The organism is Microvirga sp. 17 mud 1-3 (assembly GCF_003151255.1).
Taxonomy (GTDB): Bacteria; Pseudomonadota; Alphaproteobacteria; order Rhizobiales; family Beijerinckiaceae; genus Microvirga.
Window position 1 is genome coordinate 2,740,255 of record NZ_CP029481.1, and the last position, 16,209, is coordinate 2,756,463.

At 57.1% G+C, this 16,209-nt stretch carries 13 protein-coding genes and 1 tRNA gene; 6 read left to right on the forward strand and 8 right to left on the reverse strand.

Features of this window, described 5'->3' with window-relative positions:
- Positions 1 to 161: 161 nt before the first annotated feature.
- From C4E04_RS13130 to C4E04_RS13140, 3 genes are all read left to right on the forward strand, one after another.
- Positions 162 to 911, forward strand: a complete 750-nt coding sequence (locus C4E04_RS13130) for a L,D-transpeptidase (RefSeq protein ID WP_109597957.1) — start codon at positions 162 to 164, stop codon at positions 909 to 911.
- 62 nt (positions 912 to 973) lie between these two features.
- Positions 974 to 1,633, forward strand: coding sequence for a metallophosphoesterase family protein (locus C4E04_RS13135; RefSeq protein ID WP_371681995.1), 660 nt, complete (start codon positions 974 to 976; stop codon positions 1,631 to 1,633).
- 182 nt (positions 1,634 to 1,815) lie between these two features.
- Entirely contained in the window at positions 1,816 to 2,265 is a 450-nt protein-coding gene (locus C4E04_RS13140) for a hypothetical protein (RefSeq protein ID WP_109597960.1), read from the forward strand.
- 85 nt (positions 2,266 to 2,350) lie between these two features.
- Here the strand turns inward: C4E04_RS13140 and C4E04_RS13145 are convergent, their stop codons facing one another.
- The gene (locus C4E04_RS13145; RefSeq protein ID WP_109597961.1) at positions 2,351 to 2,611 is read right to left on the reverse strand and encodes a hypothetical protein; all 261 of its coding nucleotides are present in this window, start codon (positions 2,609 to 2,611) and stop codon (positions 2,351 to 2,353) included.
- Between the two features lie 449 nt (positions 2,612 to 3,060).
- Here C4E04_RS13145 and C4E04_RS13150 point away from each other — a divergent pair, with 449 nt between their 5' ends.
- On the forward strand, positions 3,061 to 4,137 hold the full coding sequence (locus tag C4E04_RS13150) for a transglutaminase-like domain-containing protein (protein ID WP_109597962.1): 1,077 nt from the start codon (positions 3,061 to 3,063) through the stop codon (positions 4,135 to 4,137).
- 1,015 nt (positions 4,138 to 5,152) lie between these two features.
- Here the strand turns inward: C4E04_RS13150 and C4E04_RS13160 are convergent.
- A complete protein-coding gene (locus C4E04_RS13160) occupies positions 5,153 to 6,955 on the reverse strand; it encodes an acyltransferase (protein WP_162559388.1) in 1,803 nt (600 codons plus the stop codon).
- A gap of 201 nt (positions 6,956 to 7,156) precedes the next feature.
- On the opposite strand from C4E04_RS13160, the gene C4E04_RS13165 reads away from it, so the two are divergent.
- Together C4E04_RS13165 and C4E04_RS13170 are read left to right on the forward strand one after the other, a co-directional pair.
- On the forward strand, positions 7,157 to 8,389 hold the full coding sequence (locus C4E04_RS13165) for a D-glucuronyl C5-epimerase family protein (RefSeq protein WP_162559389.1): 1,233 nt from the start codon (positions 7,157 to 7,159) through the stop codon (positions 8,387 to 8,389).
- A 309-nt stretch (positions 8,390 to 8,698) separates the two neighbouring features.
- Positions 8,699 to 10,036: a hypothetical protein gene (locus C4E04_RS13170; RefSeq protein ID WP_162559390.1), complete on the forward strand. Its 1,338-nt coding sequence runs from the start codon at positions 8,699 to 8,701 to the stop codon at positions 10,034 to 10,036.
- A 337-nt stretch (positions 10,037 to 10,373) separates the two neighbouring features.
- Here C4E04_RS13170 and C4E04_RS13175 read toward each other — a convergent pair.
- The 6 genes from C4E04_RS13175 to C4E04_RS13200 form a co-directional block, all read right to left on the reverse strand.
- Positions 10,374 to 10,449 (reverse strand) — tRNA-Phe (locus tag C4E04_RS13175).
- Positions 10,450 to 10,656: 207 nt separating this feature from the next.
- Complete coding sequence (locus C4E04_RS13180; protein ID WP_109597968.1) at positions 10,657 to 10,887, reverse strand: DNA gyrase inhibitor YacG; 231 nt, start codon at positions 10,885 to 10,887, stop codon at positions 10,657 to 10,659.
- Between the two features lie 15 nt (positions 10,888 to 10,902).
- Positions 10,903 to 11,535, reverse strand: coding sequence for a Maf-like protein (locus C4E04_RS13185; protein ID WP_109597969.1), 633 nt, complete (start codon positions 11,533 to 11,535; stop codon positions 10,903 to 10,905).
- A gap of 122 nt (positions 11,536 to 11,657) precedes the next feature.
- On the reverse strand, positions 11,658 to 12,497 hold the full coding sequence (locus tag C4E04_RS13190; RefSeq protein WP_109597970.1) for a phosphatidylcholine/phosphatidylserine synthase: 840 nt from the start codon (positions 12,495 to 12,497) through the stop codon (positions 11,658 to 11,660).
- Between the two features lie 186 nt (positions 12,498 to 12,683).
- Positions 12,684 to 13,430: a hypothetical protein gene (locus C4E04_RS13195; protein ID WP_162559391.1), complete on the reverse strand. Its 747-nt coding sequence runs from the start codon at positions 13,428 to 13,430 to the stop codon at positions 12,684 to 12,686.
- A gap of 2,050 nt (positions 13,431 to 15,480) precedes the next feature.
- Positions 15,481 to 16,182, reverse strand: a complete 702-nt coding sequence (locus C4E04_RS13200; protein WP_109597972.1) for a phosphatidylserine decarboxylase — start codon at positions 16,180 to 16,182, stop codon at positions 15,481 to 15,483.
- Positions 16,183 to 16,209: the final 27 nt, after the last annotated feature.

Here is a 16,209-nt window from a genome sequence, read left to right on the forward strand (position 1 = left end):
GGTGTGGCCCAAGGGGCACAGGTCCGGCCTGCCTTGTTTTCGCCATGAGGGATCCACTTTGCAGCCACGCCGCGGCTTTGAACCTTTTCTCCAGTCTTTGCGCCCTATCTGCGCACTCAAACGGATTCCCTCAAAACCAAGAAACCACGAGTCTCCCACTGATGTTTGTTGCCGATCTGATCCAGAGCCCTTCCCTGCGGCCCCTTCTCCGTCGCATCGGCGCGATCCTGGTGCCCCTGGCCATGGCCGGATGCGTCTCCACCCAGCCGCCTCAGCCGGCCGCCCGCGTCGTCGATCCGACTTATGCGGCCATGTATGGTCCGAAGCCTGACGAGACGTTCCCGCTTCCGGCCACGGACATCTCCGAGGTCGATCCGCGCTATCTCCGCCGCGAGGTGGCCTATAACGGTCCCGAACAGCCCGGCACGATCGTCATCGACACGGACAACCGCTATCTCTACCTCGTGCGGGAGAACGGGCGGGCGCTACGCTACGGCGTCGGCGTCGGATCCGAGGGACGGGCCTGGAGCGGTCGTGCCCAGGTGGGGCGCAAGGCCCAATGGCCGCGCTGGACCCCGACCCCTGCCATGATCAAGCGCGAGCCGGAGCGCAACGGTCCCTGGGCCGGCGGCATGCCTCCCGGCCTCGGCAACCCCCTCGGCGCACGAGCGCTCTATCTCTACAAGAACGGGCAGGACACCCTCTACCGGATCCACGGCACATCGGAGCCATGGTCCATCGGCCAGTCGGTCTCGAGCGGCTGCATCCGTCTGTTCAACCAGGACATCATCGACCTGTTCAGCCGTGTCCCGGTCGGCGCGCCGGTCGTGGTGCTGAACCGGGGCCTTCCGAGCGAGCCGAGCGACGGGATGCGCATCTCCGCGAACGAGGCCGTGACTGAGAGCTTCTGACGCCCCTGCCCTTCCGGGCAAGGGCTCTTCCGGGTGCAGCAGGGCCCGCCCATATGAGGGCCATGCTGACCTACGCTATCGGCGACATCCATGGGCGCCACGATCTTCTCCGGCGATTGCTGGAGGAGATCTACGGCCATGCGTCAGGGCGCCCGCATCGCCTGGTGTTCCTGGGCGACTATATCGACCGGGGGCCCGACAGCGCCGCCGTGGTCGCAGATGTGCGAAGGCTTCAGGCTGATGCGCCCGGGCGGGTCGTGGCGCTCATGGGCAATCACGAGGCGATGCTGCTCGCAGCCGTCAGGCATCCCAAGTCGGCGGCAATGCAGTGGCTGGCGAACGGCGGCCTCGCCACGCTCGCGTCCTACGACGCCGCAGCTCCGGGCGACATTCCGGCCGACGTGGTGGCGTGGATGGCCACCCTGCCCACGTCCTACGAGGATGAGTGGCGCTATTTCGTCCATGCGGGCGTCATGCCGGGTCGGCCCTTAAGCGCGCAGAGCGAGATGGACAAGATCTGGATCCGCGAACCATTCCTCTACAACGAGTACGACTTCGGCAAGCATGTGGTGCACGGTCATACGCCCGTGCGGGACGCAACGCCCGAATGCCTGCGCCACCGCACCAATCTCGACACTGCCGCAGTCTTCGGCGGCGCGCTTACGGCCGGTATTTTCGAGGATGGCCAGGGCGCGCCGCAGGACATTCTGCAGGCGCGCTGAGCGCCGACGCTTCCGGTCCCCTGCTCTTTCGGATGAGTGCTCGTTCGGGCTCTTCGCGGCGTTGATGCCGCGTGCATTCAATGGCCCGGAAGCTTGGCGCTGGAGACGGACCCATGCACCTCCGTTCGAATTGGGGCCGCTGGCTCCTACTGGTACCGTTGCTGCTTACCGGATGTGCGGGCGTGAATGTCAGCCGCGTGACCGACCCCAATCAGCCCGGCATCCGCTATTGGCGGCCGGCAATTTATGTGGCGCTTCAGAAATCGGTGGCGAAGGACGAGACCCAGACCTGCGAGTTCAAGACGCTGACCCTGCCCGACAAGTCCGAGGAATACGCCATCACGTTCACGCCCGGGATGGGCACCGCCAATGTCACGCCAACGCTCTATGAGGGATGGCGTTTGGACAGCCTGAACGCAAACCTCGATTCCAAGACGGCAGAGAACCTCAACGCGGTCACGGGCCTGTTCAAGGCAATTGTTGCTGGGACACCCGGGGCGAAGTCCGCAGTAGCCCCTCCTAATCGAAACCGGGCGAAAGAACTTCCTTGCCTAGGCGTCTATAGATTGGAATACGATCAGATGGGCGTGTTGACCGGCTTCAAGCCCATTCCGATGCCCGGTCTTTATTGATGCAGACGAGACGGCTCGCTTTTTTGCGAAGGGAGATCTCTGCCTCATGGACGAAGGGGCTCCGAAGAGCCCCTTCCCTGGTCGCTCAGCGACGCACGACCCGGCAGCGCTGGACGCGCTCCTTGATGATTCTGCCCCGCACGCGGCGCTCGACCGTCTCCCAGCGGCAGATCCGGCGCGGAGGACCGAAGCGGCGCCCACGATCATGGTACTGTGCCTGCACGATGCCACTTCCATCGGAGAATGCGCTTCCCTTGGCGAAGGGCGCCGCATACGCGGCATTTCCGCTCAAACCGATGAACGCCGCCAGGGCGACCGCAGCAAGACCGAGTTTCTCGAACGTCATAGCAATTCCTTGTTCTTAGCCCCCGCGGGGCAAAGACACTCCGGCCCGTGAACAAGCGGTTAATGCTAGGACGGTGATTGGCATCAATCTCGGCTTGTACTTGAGATGATGCTTGGAGGCGGCCGCCGACCTCGGCTCCCTGTTCGTGGTGATTTTCTTGATCTAATAGGATAAGGAGAAGCAACGATAGACTGACATGAAATGTGATTTTGTTGCATGAAAAATTCAGGTTATGCAACTGCTCACTTTATAAAGTTATATCGCCGAAACGTTTGAACCCGCTGAGGGCATCGGGTATTATCCCGCCCGCGAAACACATGCCTTTTCAGCCCAGTTATTTCGTGTTTAGTTGAAATCATGAATGGTTCTAGGCTAGTAACTAGCTTCGGACCGCGAGGCCTGAAACGTTGCATATACTCAGATTTTTAGGTACGTTCCTCTTAATACTTATGCCCAGCCTTATCTCACTAGGCAAAGCTTCTGCCCAGGGCGGCCCAACCGTTACTCCATCAAGCTTGGCTGGGGTCAGCTATGTAGGGAAGCCTATCTCTATCAGCATTGATGGATTTGTTGGCGACTACGAGTACCGCGCCCTCGTTCGGCACGAGACGGATCCGTCGTGGAATTTCGATGCTCCTTGGCATGAATCTCCAAATCTCGAAGTGACGCCGGACAGGGAGGGAGTGCTATCAATTAATATTCAGGTCAGACAAACCGGTTCGGACACCCTGTCTCTAAACAAGTGGATCGGGCAAACACAGGTCTTTTCCAGCGTAAAGGCAGTTACGCTATTGGCTCAGCCGCTCAATAGATTCAAAAGGGCATCTATCCCATCCGACTTGAGCGAGATTGCAAGCCGCCTAGACTGGCGTGCAAGCGTACATTCCCCTAGCGATTTTGCTGCATTCGTACGTAGCCACATGTCACGCTCTGGAGATCTCCGGACAATCGTGCAGTCGGACGATGGTATTTTCGCTCTTAGTGCAATGCAGATTGTCTCCGGCCTCTGGCATTATGGCAACTTCGACAATTTGTCGGTCACGGGCTGTGTCCGTAACAACGAAAATCTTCCCGAACCCAAGAGTTCGATAAAATTCGCTGAGTACCTTAGCGCAGAAATCGGATGCTGTGAGGACTACGCAACTGTTCTTAGCATGGCGCTTGAGATCGCTGGAATTCAAAACCGTGTTGTTTTGCTGGAAACGCACGCCTTGAATGAAGTGTTCATTGACGACGAATGGTGGACGCTCGATGCGAATATTGGCGTCGCATACCAAGCTGCTTGGGAGCAGGTCGTCGATGGGGCATCAGAAGTTAATGTCTATACGTTTCCCCATGAGGGTATGCGCCTCGGCTCTCGCATCTATAGTGCTCCGCTAAACAACATTCGCACATCCTTCGTCGCGCAACTCGCGGCCGGGTTAATGTTCAAATTCGACCGGTATTTACCTACTGATTGGATCTCTAACTACAATAATGATGGCTTTTTCCCTTCAGGCACGCGAAAGATAACAGCCGTAGAATAGCCCTCTCACTCACTGGAATTTCTCATCAAAAGTTCATGAAAAAGAACAACAGCGCAGGCATAACCTGTTGGAAATTCATTTTACAACAAGAACCTAAGGCGGCTTCTTTTCCGCCTTAGGATATGGGAGATCAGTCTGGTCTCGGCCAGTAACTTAATAAGCATTTTAGCGCCCAAAACAGGGCGACGGACTAGTTTTACTCTTCTGTCGTCACGGCACGGGACTGCACCCGCCTGCGGCCGCGATAGTGGCGGACGAGGACATAACCACCGGCGAGAATCAGGAATGGCAGGCCAGCCCCTGCCAACGGGCCCGGAGCGCCTTTGTTCTGGCCCGGAGCGCCGGGATTGCCGCCAGGGCCTCCTCCCCACGAAGGCGGGCCCGGAATGCCACCCGGGGCAGCTGTCGCTGACAGGAACCCGAATAAACTCATGCCTGCAGCCGTAATGATGGCCTTATGCAAAGTACTCATCGACACCTCCCAAGGTTCAAGATGTCCCTTGTAGCGGAAGGTTTTGCACCAATGGTGGCCTGTACTTCGGAAGTGTCATGCTCTACCCCATCGTGGCTCCGTTGAGCTAGAGCATCGTGCGGAAAAGTGGACCCGGTTTTCCGCGTCAACGATGCTCTTACCCAAGGAGAAAGCATCGGACCCAAAAGTGCAAATCCACTTTTGGGTCCGATGCTTTAGGAAGTGACAGGGCGAGATGAAGCGACCCGGCTGCGCATTCGGGTTGGGTATTCAATCATTCAAATCGGGCAATCGTTCAACCATCGCGCATGGCCGAGCTTCTAATGGGAGGCGGCGAGAATCCGAGACCTGCTCAGACGCCCCCTAACACGAACCTATATCGCATTTTACTCGGCTCGCCGAGCTGTTAATTCATTATGCAAAAGGAGATGGTGCCCAAGAGCGGGATCAAACCACTGTCATTACGAATTTAAGTTGGAAATAACCAGTTGAAACTCCTCATAGCTGTTACCCCCACGGCTGGCAGGGCGAATGCCTCCCCGGTTAAGGATTTGCCCTATCAGCAGCGCTCATAAAGAACAGGAAGGCAATTACGATCAAGTAGAGCTGGACGCCGCCCAGAACGACGGCGCTATCCTTAAAGCGCCGCGAAAGAGCCAAACCCGGCACTTCTATGAAACGGTGGAGCAGGACGGCGAGCGGGACGCAAATGAGCAAGCTAGTCAATAAAAAGTAACCGTAGACCTGCTCAGAGGAAGCAAAGAGGCCGCTGCTGAGATAACGCTGGGATAGCTGCATTGCCGGAACGTGCAGAAGGTAGATAATGAACGACAGGATACCTGCAGTTCGCAGAAGCCGCCCCGCTTCCCCTCCAAACCCGATTTGCTCCAGCCATCGAGCCGTCGCGATCGATAACCCGAGCAGGGCGATAAATACGAGACGTTGGATCCCAGAGACAGAAACAGCCTCCGTTACAGGATAGATACCATAATACGCTACGGCCAAGACCATGATAGCCATCCAACCATATCCGGCACAAAGCTTGACGGCCCAAGGATAAGGTCGGATCGCCAGGCTGGACAGATTTCTCATCGGCAAGACAGCCAAGGCCATGCCAGCCATAAACACATCGAAATGCTTAAACACGAGGTATTGGGACCAGCCGACCTCTGCTAACTGGTCCAGTGTTAGGCGAGATACCGCTATTCCAAGGGCAGCAATGGTCGCGGCTCCGATAAACCGAAGATAGCCGGGGGCGTCCCTCAACCGTCGGACCGAGAGAACGGCTCCGAAGAAAAAGACAGGCATCAGCGCGTAGAACTGGAATTCTGTCGAGATTGACCACCACACGCTGTGTTGGACAACACCGTTGAGGATCGCTTGATCGAAGATATAGGTCAGGGACGCATAACGCCACCACGTGCCTGGAGGTAGATCGGCAGCGAGGGTTGGATATAACAGTGGCCTCGCCGCAAGCACCAGCACAACAACAGTCACAAACACGGGCATGATCCGAGTCAGGCGCCGAAGCCAAAACTCCGTGACTGGATTCGCTTTGCTTGAGCCGGCCAAGAGACTCAAGGTCAAGGTATAGGCACTTATAAAATAGAATATTTCGACACCTAAATGCCCATTTGCCACCAGCCTTTTGAATAAAGGAACATGGGCAAATGCCGGAAGCTGCGAATACCCTGCCATATGGTGGAGGACAACAAGGAGCACTGCGATGCCCCTGGTGACGTCAATAAACAGCAGCGCTTGACCGGAACTAGGCGTCATCGCCCTGACAAACCGCCCAGCGATTGCAAATACACTGACGACTGCACTCACCAAGGCGAGTACCAAAGCCACCCTCTTGAATGGAAACCCAGCTCCTTTTAGGTCGATGTGATCGACGATGAAGCTATATTGGCCGATCTCAATAGGCCGGATGCGAAGGAGCGAGACCGTTGTCTCGCTAGGCAATGGCACCTGAATGCTCTCCGGACCGACCACTTTAGCCGGCGGCTGGACAACAGTTAGCGGCGGCTGATCATCAAGAAGAATCTCGATTCGGTTGGTGCCAGCAGCATAATTTCCTAGTCCAAGAGTAATAAGCCGGACAGGCTGTGCAGAGGCAAAATGATAGGATATTTCAGCCTTCGGGTCCCTAGTAAAGGAAGCACGGCTTTCTGAATAGGGCGTGAGGTCAATGAAGTCCCACGTCCCTGTTTTTTGCAGAATCTCATCGGCAATTCGAATACGATTTCCGCTAGTTTCCAAGAATAAGACAGTTATCGCAATCCAGAAGATTAAGAACCCCGGAAGATAGCTTTTCGTTATTGAGGGCCACCAGATCCGAGCCACTGCGAGGCATCCTATGCTTACTGGGAGATCAGCGGGCATACTCCGAACTGCCTCTAAAGCGCAACAAAAGAATGTTATCGTGGTGTTTACGCCAGCGACCGAAAGTTAGCTGGGTTGCTCAACCAATTCTGGTCTATTAGATGGTCTGTTTTCGAAAAGCAGGATCTATGATCCACCGGCTTCACTTGCAGGGCTAGCAAATTGCGCAACAAACATATCTGGGCAGCGACGACTGTTGTGGTCATCGCGATTGGAGCGACTGCCCTTTTTGAACACAGAGCCGACCGCAAGCTAAAGCGAATGCTAGCTGAGAGCGCAGCGATCATGCTCCAGGTGCGAGACCAACTGGCTACCATCCGGACGAGCACTGATGAAGCCAAGATCAAGCTCTCGTCTGCTGATGACCTTCAAGGAATTTTGAACGACCTTCAGAGAATCCGCGAGACGTACACTCAAAGGCAGACTGGCCTTGAGAAAGCTGAGCATTATATCAATAATATTAAGGGTGAGATCAATCGGCGGCTCGACGTTATTAGCAGCGAGATCACTCGACGCGATGCGACTGTGACGCCTGTGACGGGTCTATCCTGGATTGATTTGCACGGTCAGCAAATAAAAATTCTAGAGACTCCACTTCGCTTTGACATAGACGTGTTGAAAGTCGCGTCCCTTCGTCACCCTAAGGGACTTAAGTACGACCCAAGCAAACTTCCTGTCCCATGGCCGAAGCAGTACGTTGAGCAGTTCAAGCAGGAATTCAATCCATACACATTTGCCAGCAATTGCTCAGCCGTTGCTCAGCAGATTCGTGAGGGCAATGGAGATTGGATTCAACAGATTACGTATCTCTTGACCCAACTTGCTAAATATACAAATGCCCAGGATGAGATTTTTTATAATTTTGACTACCAACAGGTCGGGGACATTTTCAAAGCGGGGTGGAAAAGCGCGCTCGGGAATGCTCTTGTTTCTGTTGGCCTACTTGAGATCTACGATGCCACAAAGGATGATAAATATCTAAACCTTTCTCGGCGTTACTTGGCACCTCTCACAACAGCCTGGCAAGACGAGGACATCGTTAGATTAGACCAAGCGAATTACCTTTGGTTTGAAGAAACGCCACCTGCGAATGGTCGGCCAATATCGGTGTATAACGGGCACGTCTACACAACGCTTGCCTTATATCGCTATCAGCAGCTCACGGGGGACAAGTCGCTGGAGCCCTATCTTCGAGCTGGCCTTGCGACAGCGGCGCGTTACCTACCGGAGTCGAGACGACCGGGCAAGATCCCTGTCTATTCACGGTACGACGAAACCCCGGACTACGGCCCATTGCGAGCATATAACCAGGCAAACGCGCTATGGGAGATCACCGGTAACCGCATCTTCAAAGACCTTGCTGATGGCCTGATGACAGATATCCCAGTTCGATGACCTCCCCGTCAGCTCGTCCTTGCTTGTTGTCATGTGGTCGGGCGCCTAAGGTCACTGCAGTACAATCCATCCCTGCACTGTAGCAATAAGATTCCGATGCGCTTTGTCCTTGCTTTCCTTCTCGCTCTCCTAGCAGCCCCAGCCCTTGCATATGAAGGTGCTCCTGTCTCTGTCGCTCCGTTGCCCGATGGCAGGATCCTCGTTGCGCGGTACGAGCACCTCGACCGCTACAACCCCGACTTAGGCGACCGGCAGCCACTCCGCCCGGTTTTCCCTGAGGGCGTCTCGGCTCACTGGAATCCGACAGGCGTGTACGTTTTCGGCGGCAGAGTTTATGTGGCGAACTACAGTGGCCACAACATCCTAAAGGGCACGGTGCAAGGCGACGAATACTGGGTCGAGCAAGTGATCAAGCACCCAGACATGACGAGCCCGGAGAACGTCGCGGTCGATGCTGATGGGATCGCGGTCGCGGATTACGACGGCGAAGCAATCTTGTATTTCAACCACGATGGCACACTACGCTGGCGACGGAAGCTGTCTGTGGCCCACGGTGTCGCCCTTGCCTATGGAAATGTTTACGGCGCGTCACTCTCGCCCGAGGGACTTGTCAAGCTCGATCCACGTACGGGCGATCTCCTAGCCCAGAACACCACCTACGGCCAAAAAGGGTTCATTTATCCGACTGCGATCTTCTCCGTGAGGGACAGCACATTCCCGGGGGATCTCGCGGTAATCGACGCCAACCGCGGTGCCGTGATATTCATCGACCGCGACTTGAACCTCATCGAGACCTTCGGGCGTAATTCCCCTCACTTATGGCTGCGGCCCTATGGCGGCGAAATCCTCGGTAACCGCATGCTGGTGACGGACACGGAAGGCCGGCGACTGGTTTGGTTGACGCCTGGGCGTGACACGATGGTGGCCGCCGATCATGGGCAACGCATCCACGCCGGGCACGCCCAAGAGCGCGGCGCGGATGGCGCTCAATGTGCCTACATCCCTCTGCCCAGAGCGCCAGGCATCCCGCAGGATATTGCCCTGCGTGGCGGCTGGCAGGGCGGCTGTGTTGTTCAGGATGGCAAGACCACTTCCCCTACAGTCATCTTCCCAAGAAACAGTTTTCTAGGGTGGCGCCCAACAATCTACTTCAACGCCCTCTGGGGGGCCACGGTCGAGAAGGACGGCCAATCCTATACCATCTACGGGTCGCCTTCGCGATCTATCTACATGGTCACGGATGGTAGCGATTACGTGTTCGTACCTCAGGATCCACGTCTCGTGATCTGGGGACCGGATGGCGCCGAGGCGGAACTCCGTCGGATCACCGAAGACGCCCAGTCTGATCTCGCCGCGCTCAAGGCCTCGTCGGAGCGCTGCGGAAGATTGACGGCGTTCCTGCGCTACGGAGACGTCAAGGGTGAAGACTTGGCGACCACCCTCTCCAACATCACGGTTTATCCCAGTGCTAAGGCGCTGGCGGAGCGCTGGATCAAGGGCGAGCAGATCACGGATCAAAGCATCGACGATCTTGCCAGGTCGGCAGCCGGCGGCATCTACATATCGATTGACGACATCGCCATGCTACGCCGGATGGTCGGAACAACTTACGAGAGCGAAGCGGCGCGGTTTCGGGCGTGCAAATGAGGCACGGCCTATTTGCGGGAGCAGCAACTCGGTCGTGACCGAGCTGCTGCTGAAATGCATGTCGTTCAGCTCGCCCCAGGCGCGACTCGACGCTTCGGGCCCGGCTTCGGAGGAACACGGGGTTCGCGGGGATTGGAACTGTCTCTCCACCGATCTGTAGGGTGACGGGCTCTCAGACCTCAATGGAGGTCTCGCGCTACACGAACACGGCGTGGCAAAAAGTGCGGACTGAACGGCCGACGGGTGGATTCTCGAAGTCCCATTTTCAGAAGCCGGAGAAACGCGATGGGCCCCAACCCGTAGGATGCCGAGGAAAATCAAGACCGAAAAGTAAAAATGGTGCCCAGGGGCGGAATCGAACCACCGACACTGCGATTTTCAGTCGCATGCTCTACCAACTGAGCTACCTGGGCGTCCGGCGCGGCGCTTGGCCGTTTTTCGTCGGAGGCCGGTTGTATAGTCAGAGCCGCGACGCATGTCCAGCACCCTGAGGCGCCTTCGCGTGGAAAATTTTTCGCACTGCACTGGGTCAAGCTTCCGCTCAGGCACACGGCAGCCTTAAGGGATTGCGAAGGCTACGCTTTCCGGCACGGTGCGATATACGTCCGTAAAGGTGTCGGTCAGAATTCCCGGTCACTCTCGTCCCGATCTTCATCGTCCTCGACTGCTGGAATCGCGTAGCGACCCGAAAACCAGCGCTGCAGATCCACGTCGGCGCAGCGCTTGGAGCAGAAGGGCCGGAAGTCCGGATTCGTCGGCTTGCCGCAGATCGGGCATTTGCCGCCAGAGGTCTTGGCAGCGGAAGCCTTACTGGCTGACTTCTTTGGCTTGTTCTCGTTGGCCGCATTCATGGCGACGTCCTCCGTTCAGGCGGCATTGAGCCAGCTGAAGCGGACGGGATAGCCCTCCCCGTCGAGCAGCGCGACGGTCTCGTAGAGGGGCAGCCCCACCACGTTGGAATAGGAACCGACCAGCTTCACCACGAAGGTTCCGGCCAATCCCTGGATGGCATAGCCGCCCGCCTTGCCGCGCCATTCGCCGGACGCAAGATAACGCTCGAACTCGTCCCGCGCGAGGCGCTTGAAGCGCACCCGCGTCTCCACCATGCGCAGACGCACCCCGTCCTTCGGCGTCACGAGGCAGATGGCCGTATAGACCCGGTGCGCCCGGCCGGAGAGGAGCCGCAGGCAGGCTGCCGCCTCATCCACCACCTCGGCCTTGGGCAGGATCCGCCCGCCGGCCACCACCACCGTGTCGGCTGCCAGAATAAAGGATTCCCGCAGGTCGTCCTGGTTGCGGGCGGTGCGGCGCGCCACCTCCGCCTTTTCCCTGGCGAGACGCTTGGCGAGCTCGCGCGGGTTCTCGGATTTCCGGGGCGTCTCGTCCACGTCCGCCGGGAGGAGCGCATCAGGCTCGATCCCGGCCTGCTGCAGGAGGGCCAGGCGGCGGGGTGAGGCCGAGGCCAGAACGAGCTTGGGACGCCAGCCGGCATTCGACATCTCGGGGAGGACGCCACGATCTTCTCCAGGCATTGAGGGCCGTCAGCCGGCCCCGCAAACAATCACGATACAGGTTATGGGCTGAACTGCCCCGCCACAAAATGGAACCGCGAAACGGCGTTTCAAGCGTCCGGCGGCGGCACCTCCGGCCCGGCGGTCTCCATGCGCGCCTCCAGCCGCTCCAGGCGGCGGTAGCGCATGACGCTGACCGGGATCGACGCCAGGAACAGGAACGTGATCACCGTCAGCATCTCGAACGGGAAGCTGACCAGGAGCCCGAAGAGGGCCACCGATACCACGAAGATGGGCAGCACCCAGTGGCGCGGCACGTATTTGCCGATGGTCTTGCCCGAATAGACCGGGATGGTGGACACCATCAGGAACGCGAGACCCAGCAGATACACGAGAACGATCGGCGCCACCGAGGCGTCGACGATGGGCACGCCGAGGAAGTGCAGGTAGATCGGCAGGAGCGACGTGATGGCGCCGGCCGGCGCCGGCATCCCGGTGAAGAAGTTCTTCTGCCATTCGGGCCGGTTGGGCGTGTCGAGCATCACGTTGAAGCGCGCGAGCCGCAGCACCATCGCGATGGCGAAGACCAGCACGGCGATCCAGCCCACCGATTTCAGCTCATGCAGGACGAAGCTGTAGAGCACGAGCGCCGGCGTCACGCCGAAATTGACGAAATCGGCCAGGGAATCGAGTTCGGCGCCGAACCGGGACGTGCCTTTCAGCATCCGGGCCACCCGCCCGTCGATCCCGTCGAGCGCCGCCGCCACGATGATGGCGAAGACCGCCGGCTCCAGCCGCCCCTCATAGGCGAGGCGGATGGCCGTCAGCCCGAGGCAGAGTGCCACCAGGGTGATGATGTTGGGCACGATGACCCGGAACGGCACCGGCTTGAACAGCCGCTTGCGCGGCTCGTCCGGATCGGGCGCGAAGGGAGGAAAAAGATCGCTCATGCCAAGGTTTTAAGGTCACCCCCTCCGGCCCGCAAGGCCGGCTTTGGTTTTGCCCTCAACACTTCTGCGGGGAAAACCCCGCCCTAAAGCCTCGGGCGTGAAATCAAACTCACGTCCGAGGCTTTAAGCCTTTGTTTTTGAGCATCTTTTCACGCAAAACCGGTCCCCACTTTTGCGTCCGAGGCTCTAGCCTCTCACAACCCTCAAAGCCGCAAGGCGGCGGCGCTCCCTACGGTTGAGGTTGGACGCGAAGGGGCAAGACACCGCAAAGGCCGGCTCGCCATTCACCGCCTGCGCCTCGCCCTCGTCGCGAAGCCCGGCGATCCAATCTGGCAAGTACGGCCTGTCATCGAGCGATACCACCCAGTTCTCCTGAAACGGCGCATCCAGCGGCGTGCCGCCCGGCCAGGGTGTGGCGTTGTAGAATCGCCCATCGGCCCCTGTCAGCGTCCCGTCGGGCCTGATCGTGTAGTTCTGCTGCCGCAGCACCCGCGCCAAGCTCCAGCCTTCGCTTGAGCCGTCCGCTCGCCGCTCGGCGATGCAGACGATTCCCGCTCTCACCACGGCCTTGTGCGGTCTGCCCGCCCGGTCGGCAAACAGCACCGTGACAGGCGCATCCTCCTCCGACCCGATCGCCGCTCCGGTACGCGCGCGCACTAGGACTGGCCCGCCCGTGCGCTCCTCCACAATCGCCCGGTCCCGGCGAAGAACGTCCGCAATCTTGAGCCATTCACCGTTGTCGGAGAGCACCACATGGCCCGGCGTCATGCGCAGACCGCGCAGGTCGATGATCGACTTCGTGACATTCTGAAAGGTGCGCCTGACGCGAGCAGGCTTCCTGGCGCCAAGGCCATCATTGCCCTTGGGATCGAAGGCCATGACAAGATCGTCAGGGCGGACGTCCTGGATCGGCTTCTCCGACCCATCCGCCATCAGAACGGGTGTGTCGGCGAGGAAGCAATGAACCTCAAGGGACGAGCCCGGCTTATCCCAAGTCGCAGCGCGAATCTCCAGGAGTTTCTCCTTGCTCAGCAGGAGAACACTTTGTCCTGGAATTGGCTTGGTTATGGAAAGGGGTGGCTGAAGGCCCATGGCAACAGCCAAGGTCTCAATCACCGCATTGCTGTTGCTAATTCCGAGGGATGTTGATGTAGAAAATAGCCCTATTACTGGATAACCAATTTCTAGAGCATTGATTTCCTTAGCCGCTAGAGTAGCTGCCGCCATCATTGCCTCGACCTCAGCTCGAGGTCCGCTGAAAAGCGTCTGCGACGGCATAGTCGGATCATAATTCGGACTCACGCCGGGAATAACAACTGCTTCTATCCTGTTAAGAGTAGAAAGGCCTATTGCTCCTCGGACGCCATTAGGCGCTACTGCTAGACCTTCATAGCTTTGTACAATTGTCCCAGTCGAATCCCTTACGCTGATGACGCCATGGGAAGCGATGCCGAGTTCTTTTGTAGAATACCCAATCGTCCAATCGCCCACGATTAGTACTTTCTATCTTTGTAATAAGGGTCAAATTCGTAACCAAATTTTATCTTTATTTTCGGACAATTAGATCGGCCAAAATCAACCTTGACCTCCCATGATTGCCTAGCAATATTCGGGGTGAACTGGCCCATAAGATATTTAAATCTGCTGGTCTGACAAACCTTGTTGCGACACACAAACCCTGCTTCCAGCAACTCTTGAACATCGCGGCGTCCACAAAATTTCGAGAAATACGGCTTTAACTCTGAAATGACGTACTCTTCTTCAGGAATTGACTGTCTTTTCAGGAGTAATCTATCGAATTCGCTATCAATAAAATTACTATGAATTTCATATACTTGGGCTAATGCCCTTGGCTCTACGAAGCAAACAAAAGTCTGCGTCGCCAGAACAGCGCAGGTCCATCGTCCTAGACCCGTTTTTGAAGACGACATGGCGCAAGCGAGCCTCAAGTGTGACCACAACCTAAATTTTCATAGGCTACTCAAAATACAACTATATATTTGGAGGGGGCCCTTGTATTCTACGACGAATTGTTTTCTAGGGTCCGCGGATACTATGAAATTAAATGATCGGTCACCTACTGGAAAACACCCTCCCCAAGCATTTGAGATAGAGTTATGGGAAAATGTGCCGGTTGCTGATAGTGTCTAGCTGCCAAATGCAACAGGATTCCATATGATATCGCGACCGGTCGGCGCTTTTTTCTCCCTACACTCTGCTCCCTGATTATATTTTTGCTTACGATTGCACAAATCAATCCGACTACTGCTTCAGATAGCCCTTTTAGATTATAAACAATTATTGATATTGTAGAAGAATTTAATGTCTCTACTCTATTGTGAGAACAATCGCGATCCATATAAATTATATTGCAATATATATCTGTTTCACTACTGGATAAATCTTATTCCAATAATTTTATCGACCGTCATATATATATATATCAATAATTAGTTGGACCAGAAATTCACACCGATCCTCGGGCATCCAGGTTTATTTACTCGGAAACTCCAACGTCTGACGTTTCTCTTGGAATCGAATATACTTCCGTAAACCCATGTTCGACTTGTCACACAGACCCGATTCTTACACTGAAAATTTGCAGCATAAAGTTCCGCAAATTCCTTCTTATTACAGAAATTTTCAAAATATGACCTTGTGTATTCTATAGCGTATTTTTCGACCTCTATAAGACGAGCGTAACGGAGGATCCTATCGAAGGGGGTGTCGAGAGCATCGCTCTCAATTTCGTATACCTGCGCCAAGCTCCGTGATCCGGACAGGCAAACAAAAGCCTGCGCCATCAGAACAGCGCAGGCCCATCGCCCCATACTCGTTTTCAGTATCCTCATGGTGCAGCCGAGTCCCCGCGCGACTGCAACCTAGACTTTCACGGTCTCCGGAGAACACAACTCTCTATTTGGGGAGGATACCTCTCGGCGTTCCTCCCCAGAGAGCACTGCTCCAGGTATGGGTGCCCGCCCTACCCCACCCGGTACTGCCGCGCAGGCTCGTTGACCGAGAGGTCCGCCAGCAGGGTTTCGCCCGCTACGGAGGTCTGGCCGAGGCCGACGAGGACCTGGGCGGTGAGTGGGACGTAGATGTCGAGGCGGGAGCCGAAGCGGATCAGGCCGAAGCGCTCCCCGGTGCTCAAGGAATCGCCCGCCTTGACGAAGGACACGATGCGCCGGGCCACGAGGCCGGCGATCTGCACCACGCCGATGCGGGTGCCGCCGGTCTCGATCACGAGGGCGTTGCGCTCATTGTCCTCGCTCGCCTTGTCGAGCTCCGCGTTAAGGAAGAGACCCGGCGTATAGAGGATCTGCAGGATGCGGCCCGTGACGGGGGAGCGGTTCACGTGGCAGTCGAACACGTTCATGAAGACCGAGATTCGGGTCATCGGCTCCTGGGGCAGATCGAGTTCCGCGGGCGGCACCGCCGTGGTGATGAGGCTCACGCGCCCGTCGGCGGGCGAGACCACGAGGCCTTCGCGGATCGGGGTCACGCGGGGCGGATCGCGGAAGAAGTAGCAGACCCAGACGGTCAGGATCGTGCCGATCCAGCCGAGCGGCGACCACAGCATGGCCAGCAGGATGGTCGCGATCAGCGCGATCAGGATGAAGGGATACCCCTCCTTGTGGATCGGGACGAAGATGCGGCGCATCGATTCCAGGATATCGGACATTCTCGGCTAGCCTCTTGTGACCTGGAG